This window comes from Paenibacillus sp. YN15, assembly GCF_003285005.1.
GTDB lineage: Bacteria > Bacillota > Bacilli > Paenibacillales > NBRC-103111 > Paenibacillus_AR.
In genome coordinates, this window is sequence record NZ_QMFA01000002.1 from 98297 (window position 1) to 114061 (window position 15765).

The window sequence follows — 15765 nt, forward strand, 5'->3', positions numbered from 1 at the left end:
ATATGTCCAAAAGGTGGATGAAGCGCCTTCTGCTCTCATTATGTGTGGTGGCTCTTGCCGTTCCTTCTTTTTCAGCTCCCGCTGCGGCGGGCGGGGAGGAGGAGGGCGGCCAGCCCATCGATACGACAGCAACGACGGTGACGACGACAGCGGAGCCGGGAGTTCTTCTGGCCCAGGACTCCTTCGCCGGCGAACCGGGAGTGCTGCATGGGGCCAGCGGGGGTTTGGGCTGGAAGCAGCCGTGGATCACGCAGAATAATGATACTGCTATGCCGGGCTACGCCATTGCCAATGCAGCGCCATTGACCTATCCCGGCGTCCTTACCGGGGGCAATTATGCTGTCGGAGGACGTGTCTATCTGACCGCATACCGTGCGGTGGACATTTCCGCCAGCGGCCCCTTTGCCCCTTACCTCACCGGGAACAATTATGTGGGCAAACATGGCGTCACCCTCTGGTTCAGCGCCTTGCTCCGGAAGGAAGCGAACAACAACGAGCCGGTTTTCTTCGGGAATGACTGGACGGCGCGCCGGCTGCAGTTCGGCTACACCGGCGCCTCCTCCAATGATGCCAACGGAGTACGCTACTGGTCGATGAACCTGGACGGGCAAGTCTACCGCAGCAATGTGCAGATGACCGCAGGACAGACGGCTCTTTTGGTGGGCAAGGTGGAATATGGTCCGGAGACCACCGTCAGCCTCTATGTCAACCCTGACTTGAGTCAGGGCTTGCCGGAGAGTCCCAGTGTAACGGCTGTCACCTACAGCAACCTGTCCTTTCGCTACATGGTATTCGGCACCAGCAACAGCACTGGCCAGGGAGCCATCGACGAGCTGAAAATCGGCACCGGCTTCCATGCTGTAACCTCGTACAGCTATGACGCCATCCCTCCATCCCCGCCCACTCTGATCGAAGCGGTGCAGGTGCGGCAGCAATCTGTCAGCCTGGTTTGGAGCGGAGCAACGGATAATGTGGGCGTGACAGGATACAACGTGTATGTAGATGGGGTGCTGACGGCAACGACGGAAGAGGAGACAGTGGAGCTTACCGGTCTGGAGCCTCTCACCTTATATACCATTGCCATCCGTGCTTTTGATGCCCAGGGAAATGAATCCGCGGCGAGTGCTCCGTTTACTCTGACCACTGCCGGAGCGCTGGCTCCTCTTGAGCCTGGTGCGATTTTCGCCATAGAGCCTTTTGCTGCTGAGCCGGGAACACTTCATGGAAAAGCCGGGGGAACAGGATGGAGTGCGCCATGGGTCGTCCAGAACAATAGCACTGCACTGCCGGGCTTCAGCATTAACAATGCGTCGCCGTTGTCTTATCCCGGTATTGCAGCGGACGGGAACTACTCCACGGGAGGAACGGGATACCTTGCAGCCTACCGACAGCTTGACAGAGCATCTGCTTTGATTGCTCCTTATTTGAACACCGTCCAGTCCATTGGCAAGCATGGCACCACCCTTTGGTTCAGTGCATTAATAAGGAAGGAGAAAGCTAACAACACCAATTTCTATGTTGGCAGCGAGTGGTCCTCGCGCCGCTTGCGATTCGGCTACCCCGGCGCGGCCGCCAATGTTGACGGGGTCCCTTACTGGACCCTCACTCTGGATGGTCAGAATTATCTTAGTGATGCACCGATCGTAGTGGGAGAAACCGCTTTGCTGGTGGGCAAGATTGAATATGGACCTACCACCACTGTCAGCATGTATGTAAACCCTGACTTAAGCGAAGGCATACCGGAAGAGCCGAATGTTACAGCTTCAACCGCCAGCGATCTTTCCTTCAAGAGTATAGTATTTTATGGAGGAAATCCCCATGGTGAGTCGTCTTTGGATGAAATACGGCTGGGCACAACCTTCCATGCCGTCACTCTGGCTGAAATGGACTATACGCCGCCCACCCCTCCTACTCAATTCACAGTGGTGGAGCAGACGGGAGAAACTGTTGTTCTGGAATTGGGCGGCGCTACAGACAATGTGGGAGTAAAAGGTTACCGGGTTTATAACATGGGAGAACTGGCAGCTGAAACAGAAGGTACTTCAGTGGAGATTGCCAACCTGCGTCCGGTCACGACCTATCATTTCACCGCCAGGGCCGTCGACTATCAAGGGAATGAATCGCTGGACAGTGATTTCTTTACCGCATCTACAGTGGCGCCGGAGGATTTCAACCGCTATAACTTTGAGAATGGGCAGCTGCATGGCTTTAAGGCGATAAGTGGAACTGTCCAGGTTGCATTGGATACCAGTGTTGCCTATAAAGGCGCTGCATCCATGAAGGTCACACCCACTGCAGGAACGACGGGAATAGCGATTGACAATCCTGATCCCATGTTCAAAAAAGGAACAACCGTAACCTTCCAGGTATATGTTCCAGAGGATACCCTGCTGACTGCGATCCAGCCGTTTATCTTCGGAACGGGGTGGGCCTTTAATGGAAAGTATGTAGAAATCAACAATCTGGTTAAGGGAGAATGGAACACCATTGAGATTAGCTATGCCAACGGCGATTCGCCGAGTCCGAGACTGGGGATGAATATTTTCGCTTCCGGCCAATCGGAGTTTTGGGTGGACAGTATTACGTATTCCGGTTATTCGGACCCTGATTCGGCACCTCCCGCAATACCCGGAAATCTGAGGCTGACCTCCAAAACCGACCGAATGGCAGCGTTGGCCTGGGGGCCCTCAACAGACAATGTTGCTGTGACCGCATATGAGATTTATATGAATGGAGAGCTGTATACCATCATCTCCGGCAGTCAAACCTCATGCAGAATCTTGGAGCTTGAGCCTTCTGCGGCGTACACCTTTACGGTAAAGGCACGTGACGGAGGGGGCAATGTATCGGAGAGCAGCAATCAAGTGTCACTTGTCACCGATGCTCCCCATGCGCTGCTGGCGGGAGAGACCTTTGGCTCCCAAGCCCAGGGGTATCTCGGCATTGATCTGGGCGAAAACCAATTCAAGCGGCTGACCAAGCTGCGCTTCTATGTAAACAATCTGGCAACAGTGACAGGAGGACAATTTCAAGCCTCGCTGGAACAGGACTCGGGTTATGCCAACCTCTATACCATTCGCTCCGGCATCCGGCAAGGCTGGAATGAAATCCGGATTGATGATGTGAAGAGCTTCCGCTACTTCAGATTTTTGGCCGTGAAACCCGGTGTCAACGCATTTGTGACTGAAATCGAATATTACGGTGCGGACGGAGATAGTGTACCTCCATCATCCCCCACCGGCCTTCTGGTTACGGGACTGTCCGAAACCTCGGCGGATTTGTCCTGGACGGCGGCTGCAGACAACTTCGGCATAAAGCGCTATCTGGTTTTCGTAAACAATATCAAAATCGGGGAAACGGCAGATACCTCCTTCACCGTCACGGGCCTGAATCCCAATGCAACGTACTCATTTACCGTTCAGGCATTGGACTTGGCAGGGTTTTTGTCTCAGCACAGTCAGCCGGCCACAGCTGCGACGCATATGGCTAATCTTACTCTGGATGCCGTTTATCATGCGGATCAAGGCAGGGTTATTGCCAAGGGCACCGTATCCTCGGGAGCCGGCCAGCAAGTATCGCTTGTCATTATGGATGCGAACAATCAGATTCTTTTCGCCGGGCAGATCCGAAGCGGTTATGATGGGAGCATTCTTATGTCGGTTCCGGTCGGAACTGCAGCAGCGGGTTCGCTCAAGGCAGCGGCTAACAGTTTGGGAGCGGATGGAGCGCAGGTCATCATTACCCTTCCCTCCAATTAGGAGCAGGAAGGCCAGTAGGCACTAAGCAAGCCGTCCCGGGGGCTGTCAGGCTGCTCTCGGAGCGGCTTGTCAAATTATCATGAAATCAATCTATTGACGAGGTGGAACTTCATTATGAAAAAGAAGCAGGAACCCGGCAATCTTAATTTGACGCCGGAAGCCCGGCGATTGCTTGACTGGCTCCATGATTTGCCGGGCAAAGAGGAGCGCAGAGTCGTAATTGGCCAGTATGTTGCCCGCAACGCGAATAATTCCAACCAGCATACGGCAGCTTCCTCCTGGGAGCATTTCTATTTAAAGGTCGGGGAGCAAACGGGAAAGTATCCCGGTCTCGCCGGATTTTGCTTCAGCCAACGGAGCGTGGACGGAGCAGGCGGCGAAAACAGTCCCTCTGATTGCAACTGGCGGGAGTATGCCGCGGAGCATGCCCGCCGAGGCGGCATGCTCAGGCTGATGTGGCACGCCGCGAATCCCTGGACAAACGAAACCTCATGGTCATCTGTTCCGGAAGGCCATCAATTGGCAGAGCTGTACACCCCCGGAAATGATGCTTATGACAGATGGAACGGGTGGCTTTCCGAGCTGGCCGATTGCCTGGCATGGTATGGTGAGCAGCGCATTCCTGTCCTGTGGGGACCGCTGCATGAAATGAACGGAAGGTGGTTTTGGTGGGGAACCGGAGAGGAGGAGCAGTACCGTCGGCTGTGGTGCCATATGCATGAATATTTAACCGGAACTCGCGGGCTTAACCACCTGTTATGGATGTTTTGCCCTGACGCGAGAGCGGATGGGGACCGGCCCCTTCAACAATATCCCGGCAACCGCTACGTCGATATTATCGCGCCGGATTTGTACTATTCATCACCTGAATCCCAGCCTGATTCCCGGTTGTATCAGGAATTTAGCAAACCGAGCTATGGAAAGGTGCTTGGCTGGGGGGAAATCGGAACGGAAAAGGCGCGATTCATCGACAACCGGAAGTATATGGAGGATATCCGCTCCCACTTTCCCTTGGTAACGCTGTACATGCAATGGGCGGATGTGGATGCCAAGGATCGGATGCATCCTTTTTCCATCGTTTCCAATTTGCATACAACGGAATTGTTTTTGGATCAATGGGGAATTGACAGGGACGGAATTGTGACTTGAAAAAGGCATCTGATCCATTCATGAAGCTGAACGAAACCTCGCGGTTGCCGCGTTTTTTTTCATAATCCCCATCTCCACGAATGGCCGGGCCAGCGCCGGCGCTGTTTGAATATGCTGGTTATATCAAACCGGACAAAGGGGGGAGGCGGCATGAGCCAACAATGGATCAGCTATAACCAGCTTGCGGCTTTTGGCTGGCGCGGCATAACAGACGCCAATCTGGCGGATTTGAACCAAACCCTGGAGCGGTATGACATTACCACCTACGCCAGGATTGCCCATTTTATCTCCCAATGCGGTCATGAGTCGGGGTTGGGGCTTTATACCAGGGAGCTGGCCAGCGGAACCGCTTATGAGGGACGGAGGGACTTGGGCAACACTCAACCCGGAGACGGTCCCAGGTTCAAGGGCGCCGGGTATCTCCAGATGACGGGGAGAAGCAATTACCAGGCATTTGCCAATGCCATCGGAGATCCCAGTGTGATGCAGGGGGTGGATTATGTAGCCGTCAGGTATCCGTGGTTGTCCGCAGGCTTTTGGTGGTTCAACGCCGGGATGAACGCCCTGATTGACGGGGGCGCAACTGTGGAGCAGGTGACCCGGCGGGTCAACGGCGGATACAACGGGCTGGAGGACCGCAGGATGCTGTACGCCCGCTGGACCGGGCTGAATCCGGCAGAAGAGGAGGAGGACGACATGGACAAAGTGCTGGCCTACGAGGATTGGGCCTGGCAGGAGCTGGACCAGTGGCTGGGGCAGGCCTACAACGACAAAATCATCAGCGACTGGAAATGGGTTCAGGCCGTGAAGGACCGGACACTCACCTACGGCAATTTGCTCCTGCTCAAGGTGCTCATCGATGAAAGGCGGCGGAAACAAGGGTGAAGAGATCATATACAGTAAAAATTCAGGGTCCCGCTATTGCAGCTAATAGCGGGGCCTGTTGTTTGGAGGGAATTCCCCAATCCGACTTTTCCCCGGCAAGACTTCTGTTCTGCCCGGTTTTCCGGCGGGACGGATTCCGCTATCATCAAGAGTGTAAGCCCTTTCGAATCGGTTGCGAATTCATTGCAAGGAGGACAAACAAAAGATGGAGAGTGAGTATAAGCATTTGCAGATAGGAGTCCGCGCAGCCCAGGCGCCGAAGGAGAGAAGGGTGCTGCATCGGGTGTGGAAATACAAGCTGATGTATTTGCTTCTTCTGCCCGCATGTATATGGGTATTCATTTTCGATTATTTGCCGGTTTACGGCATCAGCGTGGCCTTTATGGATTACAACTTCATCAAGGGCATGAGCGGCAGCGAATGGGCGGGGCTCAAGTATTTCCAGGCATTGTTTGAGTCGGATATGTTCCTTACCGCCTTCAAGAATACGCTGATCATCAATATGTACAAGATGGTCAGCGGCTTTGCCTGCCCAATTCTGCTGGCGCTGGCCCTGAATGAAATCCGGGTCAAATGGTTTAAGAAGACGCTGCAAACCGCCGTTTATCTGCCGCGGTTTGTCTCGTGGGTGGTATACGGCGGAATCATTACCCTGCTGCTTTCCCCGGAAACAGGCCTGATTAACAAGGCAATCGAATGGTTTGGAGGGCATCCGGCCTATTTGTTGGCCGAGCCCGGTTATTTCCGCTTTATTCTGGTGGTGACCGACGCCATGAAGGAAATGGGCTGGGCGGCCATCATCTACATCGCGGCCATCGCCGGGCTGAATCCGGAGGTGTATGAGGCGGCGGTTGTGGACGGGGCGACCCGCTTCCAACGGATTCTTCATGTGACGCTGCCGGGGATCTCGGGCACAATCGTGGTGATGTTTATTCTCCGGGTCGGTTATATCATGAGCGCCGGTCTGGACCAAATCATCAACCTGTACAATCCCATGGTTCTGTCGGTGGGCGACATACTCGACACTTATATTTACCGGGTGGGAATCGAGCAATTCAATGTCAGCCTTGCAGCTGCGGCCGATGCGATCAAGGGAATTATCGGCCTGGCCATGGTTCTGATCACCAATCAGGTTGCCAAACGAATCAATGATTCGGGCATTTTCTAGGAAGGAGGAAGCGAGTTTATGAAGCTGACTGCCAGCGAAAAAACATTTGTCACCGTCAATTATATCCTGCTGTCCCTGATGACCATTATTATTGTGCTGCCCTTCTGGTACGTCATTACCGTATCCATAACCCCTTACCATATTTTCAGCGCCCAAAACGGCATGGTCCTGTTCCCCTCCTCCTTCAGTCTGGATTTCTACAAGTATCTGCTGGAAGAGGGCTCCCTGATCTATCAGGCTTACGCCAATACGCTGAAGAATACCATTGGAGGTGTGCTGCTGGCGCTGATTCTCACAGCCTCCGCGGCTTACGCCCTCTCCGAAAGGAAGCTGCCGGCGCGAAGGATTCTGATTCTATACTTTGTTTTTACCATGCTGTTCAAGGGCGGGATGATCCCCACCTATATCACCATCAAGCAGCTGGGGCTCCTGAATACCAGCTATGTGCTGATTCTGATCATGGCCTACAGCACTTTTTACATGATTATTATGAAGACCTTCTTCGAGGGGATTCCCGAAAGTTTGAAGGAGTCCGCCGCCATCGACGGCGCTTCGGAGTTCCGCATCCTGTGGCAGATTGTCCTGCCCCTGTCCATGCCGGTTATGGCCTCCATCGGCTTGATGTATCTGGTAGTGTATTGGAACGACTTCTTTAATGCCATGCTATATGTAAATGACTGGAACAAAGCGCCTGTTCAATTGGTGCTGCGGACCATTATCGCCAACTCCAGCCTTCCGCCCGAGCTGCTGGAAACTGCGGGAAGAACGCCTCCGCCTACCATCGGCATCCAGATGGCCGCCATTGTGATTGTAGCGCTGCCGATGCTGATCATTTACCCGTTTGTGCAAAAATATTTTGAGCAGGGGATGATGGTGGGCTCTGTGAAGGGCTGATACGGGGAGATCCATGCTGCACAGCCGTTTCGCCAGGCAGGGGAGGTGCTCTTCACCGTTGAATAAGGTAGGGAAGGAAGAAAAATGACGGCAATGCCTATAGGGGATGAAAGAATGAAAACGGCCGTTTCACGAAAACCCTCCCGTTTATTCTACAGACTGAGCGTTCCGATGCTGGGGCTGATTGTGGCTTTTATTGCTTTGTTTACAACGGCGGCCAGCTATATCCTGATTCGGGTTCAGAATGACCATGCGTTGAAGATGGCGGAGCAATCCATGAAATTTGTATACCGCAATGTATGGTACCAGTTCGATACGATGAAGAATGTCAGCGCCTTCGTGCTGTCCAACTCCTTTATCGATAACCTGGTGGATCAGGAATATGAGAATGATTTCGAGGCCATCGGGGATTTCTTCGACTTGCAGACCAATTTGCAAAATCTGTCCCTGTTGTCCCTGCTTCATGATTTTGTTCCCGCCAATATCGCGCAAACCACATATACCGTAACCATGGCGCTGGAGCCCACAAGCAGCTTGTACGCCGTTTCGCCCGCCGAAATTTTCCTGGGAACTGGAATTATTCAGGCCAATGATCTGAAGAGGCAGGAATGGTTTAAACGGCTGACGCTTCATGAAAGCGGCGCAGTCTGGTGGAGCCAGAGCAACGGGGCCAACGATATGATTTATACGGCCAGCCGGAAGCTGGGACATAAGGACGGGCGGATGATGGGGACTGTAATCATAGGCGCGGATACCAGGAGCATTCACGGGGTTATTGGCAACGCTCCCATTGACAAGGGGTATCATCTTTTGCTGGATGACCGGAATAAGGTCATTTACAGTGACCGGTACAGCTTTATGGAGGACTTGAGCGGGTTTGACTATATAGAGAAGCTGCAGGGAACCAGCGGAACGGTCAAAGCCAGCATCGGGAATGAAGCGTTCCGGATTATGTATGATTCCTTCGACAACGGCTGGAAGCTTCTCTCCATTGTTCCGGAAAGCCACTTCAGCCGCTATACCTTCGCCATATCGGCGGTGGGGGCCGCTATTGGAGCCACCGCGCTGTTTATCTTCAGCTTCTGGCTGCGGTCCATTGTGGTGCGGGTAACCGTGCCCATCTCCCGGCTGGTAAACGCCATGCACCGGCGGGAGGTGCTGGAGTTTCATGAGCCATTGCCTACATTTGCCTCAGGCATTTATGAAATTGATGAATTGAACCAAAAGTTTGCCTCCATGCTGGTGATGATCCGGCAGCTCATCGAGAAAAGCTTCAACGAGGAAATTGAGAGGCGGCAGCTGCAGCTTGAGCTGATGCAGGCCCAGATTAATCCGCATTTTTTGTACAACACACTGGATTTGATTAATTGCAGGGCGCTGATATCCGGCGACAAGGAAACCAGCCTCATTGTCCGTTCGTTGGCCAATGTATTCCGGTACGGCCTGAATAAGGGGAAAACATGGATTCCGCTGCAGGATGAAATCCGGCAGGTGGAGGCTTATCTGGACATTCAAAAGATGATGCTGGATGATCTGTCTGTGGACATCCGGCTGCTGGATGAATTGGCGGATGTTCAGGTGGTTCACCTGATTTTGCAGCCATTGGTGAAAACTGCATTGTTCACGGGTTTGCGGATAAAACCAGCGGCTGCCGAATCTCCATCTCCACCCGGATTGAACGGGGCAGCCTGGTGCTGCGGGTGGAGGATAACGGCAAGGGCGCGGACCCTGAGCTGCTGAACGCCAGGCTTGCCGGGGCTTCCCAGGAAGAGGATACCGGCGGCAGCGGCTATGGCACCTTGAATGTTCACCGGAGAATCCGCCTCCACTGCAGAGGGAGATACGGGCTGCGCTACATTGCGGTTTCCTCGGGAACCTGTGTGGAAGCGGTGCTGCCTTTGCAGCCGGAATTGCCTGTGAGGGACGGGGGATGAACGATGTATAAATTATTAGTGGTGGAAGATGTGAAAACCGTCCGGGAAGCCATCGTCAAATCCATTGACTGGGGAGCGCTGGGGGTGGAGGTTATCGGCGCATTGAGCAATGGGGAGGAGGCCTTGAAGCAATTGGAATTGCTTCAGCCGCATATTCTGCTCACCGATATCGGCATGCCGAAAATGAATGGCGTTGAGCTGATTGCCCAGGTGCGCCAAAGATCTCCGGAGATGAAGTGCATTATTCTGTCGGGGCTAAGCGAATTTGAGCATGCCCGCCAGGCCATCACCTTGAATGTGCTGGACTACGTTCTGAAGCCGGTGGACCCGGCGGAAATCTCCAGGGTTATTGGCCTTGCCGTTTCCGAGCTGAAGCGGGAGGAAGGGGAGCGGATCGGACGGGTCATGGCGGAGCAGGCGGTGAAGGAGCATTTGCCCAGCCTGACAGGGCAAATCCCGGTGAATGAAACAGGGGGGAATATCAAGAAGAAGCGGCTGGTGGACCAGGCGCTGGAGTATGTGCTGGCCCATTATTCCAGGCGGGACCTGACGCTGGCCGATATCTCCTCCCACGTGGGGTTAAGCGAGAAGTATTTGAACCAGATTTTTAAGGAAGTGACAGGCACTACGCTGAATCATACCATCATCAGGCTGCGGATGGAGAAGGCTGCCAATCTGATGAAGGACCCGGCCATCAAGATATATGAGATTTGCGACCAAATCGGGTATACCGACCAGGACTATTTCCGGGAAAGCTTCAAAAAGCAATATGGTCTGACGCCGACGGAATACCGCAATACATTTCTGTAGATGCGGACTTTTCCCCGGTATTATCGTCCTTCTCTCCGGTTTTCCAAACGACCGATTTTCGTTAAGGTGCTATTGTAAGCACTTTCTTATAGCGGACCGACAGAGTGTGCTTCAGTGAAATCGATCAATCAAGGAGGTCTTTTGCAAATGTCCAAACAAAGAAACATGCTGACTTACGGTGTAACCGCTGCGCTGCTGGCCGGGATGGTCACAGCTGCGGGATGCAGCAAAACCGAGGATTCCGCCTCTTCACCGGCGCCGTCAACCGGAGGAGCAACGGCGGCGGCATCGGCTCAGCCTGCACAGCCCTATGAGCTAAAGTGGTTAAAGTCCCAGGATATTTCCAAGCCGTATGATCCGTCCAAGGATGCGATTATGCATGAGATTGAGAAAAAGCTGAACATCAAAATTATCCCCGAAATGGTGGATGTTCAGCAGTATAAAACCAAGCTCAATCTGAAAATGTCCAGCGGCGATATTCCCGATGTGGTGAGAATCGACTTTGCCGACGACTTCCAGAAGTATGCCCAGCAAGGAGCCTTTGTTGACTTGACCGGCATGATCAACGAAAAGGACACCCCGAATATCCTGAAGGAGGTGCCGAAGGAGGTATTCGAGCAAGCAAAGGTCAACGGGAAAATTTACGGCATTCCCTATCAAGGGGGACCGGGAGCAGGCTACCGCTGGAATCTGGTGATGCGCACGGATTACCTGGGCAGCACACCGGTGCCGAAGACTCTGGACGAATATTACAACCTGCTGAAGAAGGTCAAGTCGGAAAAGCCGGACGTGATTCCCCTTGGAGGTTATACCGCCCAGGTTGGCCAGCAAAAGTACGCCAATAATTCCTTCGACCATATCTTTGGCGCGTTCGGCGTAACACCGGGCTTTTTTACGGAAAAGGACGGCAAGTTCAGCAATTATGATATTGATCCGAGAATGAAGGATGCCCTGCTGTACCTCCAAAAGATGTATGCGGAGGGGCTGATCGACAAGGAATTCGCCACCATTAAGGAGGAGCAGCTGCGGACAAAGCTGTACAGCGGCAAGCTGTTCTCCTGGATGGGCTGGTGGTCCACCGCCAACGACTATGACACCCAAATTGAAACCAATGAGCTGAAGAAGACCGGCCAGCTGGCAGCGGACGGCAAATTGCCTGACCAATCCGGCTCCCCGTACAAGTATCTGACGCTGACGGATTCCCTTGTTGGCGCAGACGGCAAGGCGGTTGCTCCGGCAGGCGCTCCTTTTGGCCAGATGCACGCGATTAGCGTTAAGACCAAGGACCCTGCCAAGGTGCTGAAAATTATCGAGGATTCCTTGTCCCCGGAAAATCAGATGCTGACGGTTTGGGGAGTCGAAGGTCAGGATTACAAGATTGAAAACGGCAAGATGACGGTGAATACTACCTTGGTGGACCCGAAAACCCTGCAGGATGCCAACGGAAATTACCGCTCCATCCAAAGCTATCTGTTTGCTCCCGGTCTGAACGGCTGGCCCCGCTATCTGGAATCTCTGCCGTTGCGGCCGGCCAAGGCGCTGGATGTGGCCATTAATAACAAGTTCCAAATTTCCGACGCCTCCAACTATCTGGATTCTCCCACTAAAATTACCAAGCTGGTGGAGCTTAATACTACTCGGGACTCCGTATTTACCCAAATTATTATGGGCGGAGATATCAAGAAGTTCGATGAGTTTGTGGAAAAATGGAAGTCTCAAGGCGGTACGCAAATTTTGAGCGAGCTGGAGGCATCCTTCAAGAAGAAGATGGGCAACTAAAACCGGAGGCTCTCCCGGGTTCCTGCCAAAGACTGTTGCGGACAGAGGGTCCGTACAAATGAAACTGAAACTCCCTTTTATCTGCGTGTTGGCGCAAATAGGAGGGAGTTTCTTCATTTTTGCAGGCTGCGGCGCCCGGAGAGGAACGAAAACGGCCGCTTCCAGGTTCAACGGAACTGAGAAGCTCTTATAGGCGCAAAATCGGCTGATTTCCGTTTTAACGGAACTGAAAAACCGTTGCGAGGAGAAAAAGCGGCCAAAGGGGGATTTTTTCCCCTTTTCTCCCCCATAAGAGCTTCTCAGTTCCGCAATGGGAGCGAACGGCCGAATATGCCGCCGTAAGAGTCGAAAAGTTCCGTTAGCGCGGGGGCAGACGGAAATGTGTTGGGCGAGGAGCGGGGGACAGACGGGAATACAGCCGCAAACTCTGATCCTTCCTGCAGAATTAATATTTTGTTAATACTTCATTTAGAAGGATTCAATACCTCTCCTATACAATAAAAGGTAAGGAAACGTTTCCCCATTTTGCGCCAAAGGAGACTCGATATGAAGTTTAACAAAAAAACGGTAACCGTGCTGTCGTTTACGCTGGGGGCGACCCTGTTTCTGTCCACAGCCTTCGCCGACGCCCTGATCGGCTCCGGGTATGATCAGCTGAAGAGCAGCATCAAAACCACTTCCTCCCAAATGGAAGCGGGGCTCTCCAACTATACCATGGAAGCCATGTACGCCATGAAGGATAACGGAGAGACGTTCATGGAGGTGTCCCAACGGACGAAGTTTGACAACGCCGCCCAGGCCACAGAGAATACCACCGTCACCCAATATGCCAAGGGCGAGCCTATCCAGCAGTACTCTTATTCGGACACAACCCGCTCCATCTGGAAAGGCAACCAGGACGATACTTACTATGTAACCGAGTATGCACAGCCCCGGGCCAAGGGGAACCCGTACCAGGACCCCTTTAAGGAGCAGGGAGCGGCGGAGCTGGAGAAGGTGTTTGACGCCGTAGTCGGCAATCTGAAGGATTATGTCCAGGCGGAAAACCGGACGGACGGCGGCAAAACATATACGGCCAGCTTGTCCGAGGCCCAGGTGCCCGCTTTGGTAAACGCCATCGCTTCCTTTGGATTCAAGCAGCTTCTGACGGATGAAGGCCGCTCCAACCGGGAAGTGAGCATTCCCCAGATGGACAGCGATATTTATGTGAAAAAAATGACGGGAGTAGCCTCCCAGCAGAAGGACGGCGTGTTGGAGAATATGACCGGCGAGCTTGTTCTGTCTGGCAAGGCCAAGGACGGCAGCGTCCATGATCTGTCCGTCTCGGTGACGGTAAGATTGACCGCCGTAGGAGAGACGAAGATTGTTCTTCCCGACCTGACCAATGCCAGCGTGACCAAGGCGGAGGAATCCGACTATGGGTTCAGCACGAAATATGTGGGCAAGTATAAGAATGACATTGTTTTGGAGAAGAACGGCCAATTCGTCAAGGCAGGCGAGCGGCTGCTGGAGATTACCAGTGTGGAGCGCGACCACATGGCCGGCACGTATACCGAAACCGTAATCCCCGGTTTTGAAGCGGAGCTGGGAGAACCGTTAAGCTTTACGTTTACTCAAGAGCCTGACCGGGAGAAAGGCCCCTCCTTTGCCTACACCCTGTCCAGCGGAGAAAAGGGAACCATTCAGCTCTTCCCCAACGGCTTAGCCAAGGTCTATATGAACATCTATCAGGATGCAACTGTCCGCGGCAAGCTGAATCCCGGCCTGGAGGTATCTGTCTGGGATAAGCGGATGGATACGTTTAACGGAGAGTTTATCCGCATATTTGAATAAGGCTGGCTTGCAAGACGTCAGCCGGGACCAAAGGAAGCTGCTGCGGCAGCTTCCTGATTATGCTTTTTGGAGGAGAGATTGCCGCATATGCAGCCTGTTATGGAAACTGCCGGATTAACGAAAATGTACAAGAATGGCCGGGGAATCCAGGATATGAATCTGACCATTCATCAAGGGGATATCTTCGGACTGCTGGGGCCCAACGGCGCGGGCAAAACCACGGCCATGAAGCTGATTACCGGCCTGCTGAAGCCGGATCGGGGAGAGGTGAGCATATTCGGCGCCAATGTGCAGGAAAACATGGTCCAGGCCATGAAGCATGTGGGCTGCATCATTGAAACCGCCGAATCCTTTCCGTATCTGTCGGCCAACGACAATATGAAGCAGTTCGCCCGGTATTACCCGGAGGTGGACCAGTCCAGAATCGACGAATGTCTGGAATGGACCGGGCTCATCAAATACAAACATGAGAAGGCGGGGAAATTCTCCCTTGGCATGAAGCAGCGGCTGGGGATAGCCGCGGCCATTCTTTCCCGGCCGAAGCTGTTGATTCTGGACGAGCCCTTAAACGGGCTGGATGTGGAAGGAATGCTGGCCATGCGCAAGCTGATCAAGCATCTGGCGGAGGAGGGCACCACCTTCCTGATCTCCAGCCACCTGATTCATGATGTGGAGCTGACATGCAACCGGATCGGGGTTGTGTACAACGGGAAGCTGGTCCATGTGGAATACACCGACACCATCCTGTCCGATTATTCATCTCTGGAAAATTACTTCGTCAGTGAGGTGGAGCGCAATGGACGGATTTAAGGCAACCTTATTGAATGAACTGGTTAAGCTGGCCAAAAAGAAAAAGATCGTGGCCGCTGTTATTCTCTCTGTTTTGGTGGTATTAATCGGGCAAGTGGCGGTGACCTCCATCAAGCATGGTTTGGGGCTGCGGGTGGTGGGGAGCACCGAGTTTCCGCTGGTGGCCCTTTCCCTGATTACCTACACCGTTCTGCCGCTGTTTGCCACCTTTGTGGCGATTGATATGTTCAACGGCGAATTTACGGCCAACACCATGAAGCTGACCCTGCTTCGTCCGGTCTCCCGGTTCAGCGTGTTTTGCGCCAAGGTGGCCAATCTGGCTTTGTTCATTGCGGCCAATCTGGTTTTGGTTATGGTGCTGTCGCTTCTGGCCGGGTTCCTGTTCAATATGACCGCCTTCAGCTTCATGGGCCTTGTGCGGGTCATAGTATCCTATGCGGTCACCTTTTTGCCTATATTCGTTTTTTCCTTATTGGTGGTTTGTCTGGGGAACGTGATCCGCGGCGGGCTGGCGGTCTTTTTTCTGTCGGTGATCTCCTTCGCGGCCTTATGGGTGCTGGGTGCTGTTTTTTCCGCTTATTCCAGCTTTTTTATTATCTCCATGTTCGATTGGTATACCCTGTGGATTTCAGATGCGCTGAATCTGTCCAAAATCCTGCGGCAGGCCCTGATTCTGGCGGGATGTGGTATAATGCTGTTTACCGCAGGCTTTTATTGTTTTGACAGGAAGGAGATTTAGTGGATT

At 53.2% G+C, this 15765-nt stretch carries 12 protein-coding genes; all 12 read left to right on the forward strand.

The window, feature by feature from the left end; all coding sequences use genetic code 11:
* Positions 1 to 2: 2 nt before the first annotated feature.
* The 12 genes from DQG13_RS02460 (at position 3) to DQG13_RS02515 (ending at position 15759) form a co-directional block, all read left to right on the forward strand.
* Positions 3 to 3758: a fibronectin type III domain-containing protein gene (locus DQG13_RS02460; RefSeq protein ID WP_181592526.1), complete on the forward strand. Its 3756-nt coding sequence runs from the start codon at positions 3 to 5 to the stop codon at positions 3756 to 3758.
* 114 nt (positions 3759 to 3872) lie between these two features.
* Complete coding sequence (locus DQG13_RS02465; RefSeq protein WP_113017918.1) at positions 3873 to 4907, forward strand: glycosyl hydrolase; 1035 nt, start codon at positions 3873 to 3875, stop codon at positions 4905 to 4907.
* Positions 4908 to 5057: 150 nt separating this feature from the next.
* The gene (locus DQG13_RS02470; RefSeq protein ID WP_181592527.1) at positions 5058 to 5792 is read left to right on the forward strand and encodes a glycoside hydrolase family 19 protein; all 735 of its coding nucleotides are present in this window, start codon (positions 5058 to 5060) and stop codon (positions 5790 to 5792) included.
* Between the two features lie 205 nt (positions 5793 to 5997).
* The gene (locus DQG13_RS02475) at positions 5998 to 6960 is read left to right on the forward strand and encodes an ABC transporter permease (protein ID WP_113017920.1); all 963 of its coding nucleotides are present in this window, start codon (positions 5998 to 6000) and stop codon (positions 6958 to 6960) included.
* Positions 6961 to 6978: 18 nt separating this feature from the next.
* On the forward strand, positions 6979 to 7854 hold the full coding sequence (locus DQG13_RS02480) for a carbohydrate ABC transporter permease (RefSeq protein ID WP_113017922.1): 876 nt from the start codon (positions 6979 to 6981) through the stop codon (positions 7852 to 7854).
* A 114-nt stretch (positions 7855 to 7968) separates the two neighbouring features.
* Entirely contained in the window at positions 7969 to 9594 is a 1626-nt protein-coding gene (locus tag DQG13_RS02485) for a cache domain-containing sensor histidine kinase (RefSeq protein ID WP_181592528.1), read from the forward strand.
* Positions 9516 to 9788, forward strand: coding sequence for a sensor histidine kinase (locus DQG13_RS02490; protein ID WP_258525429.1), 273 nt, complete (start codon positions 9516 to 9518; stop codon positions 9786 to 9788). The genes DQG13_RS02485 and DQG13_RS02490 overlap by 79 nt, the downstream gene beginning before the upstream one ends.
* Positions 9789 to 9791: 3 nt before the next feature.
* The gene (locus DQG13_RS02495; protein WP_113017928.1) at positions 9792 to 10598 is read left to right on the forward strand and encodes a response regulator transcription factor; all 807 of its coding nucleotides are present in this window, start codon (positions 9792 to 9794) and stop codon (positions 10596 to 10598) included.
* A gap of 147 nt (positions 10599 to 10745) precedes the next feature.
* The gene (locus DQG13_RS02500; protein ID WP_113017930.1) at positions 10746 to 12377 is read left to right on the forward strand and encodes an extracellular solute-binding protein; all 1632 of its coding nucleotides are present in this window, start codon (positions 10746 to 10748) and stop codon (positions 12375 to 12377) included.
* Positions 12378 to 12923: 546 nt separating this feature from the next.
* Positions 12924 to 14210 (forward strand): hypothetical protein, encoded by a 1287-nt coding sequence (locus DQG13_RS02505; RefSeq protein WP_113017932.1) that lies wholly within the window; start codon positions 12924 to 12926, stop codon positions 14208 to 14210.
* Positions 14211 to 14297: 87 nt separating this feature from the next.
* Complete coding sequence (locus tag DQG13_RS02510; RefSeq protein ID WP_113017934.1) at positions 14298 to 15020, forward strand: ABC transporter ATP-binding protein; 723 nt, start codon at positions 14298 to 14300, stop codon at positions 15018 to 15020.
* Positions 15007 to 15759, forward strand: a complete 753-nt coding sequence (locus tag DQG13_RS02515; protein WP_113017936.1) for an ABC transporter permease — start codon at positions 15007 to 15009, stop codon at positions 15757 to 15759. Before DQG13_RS02510 ends, DQG13_RS02515 begins: the two co-directional genes overlap by 14 nt.
* Positions 15760 to 15765: the final 6 nt, after the last annotated feature.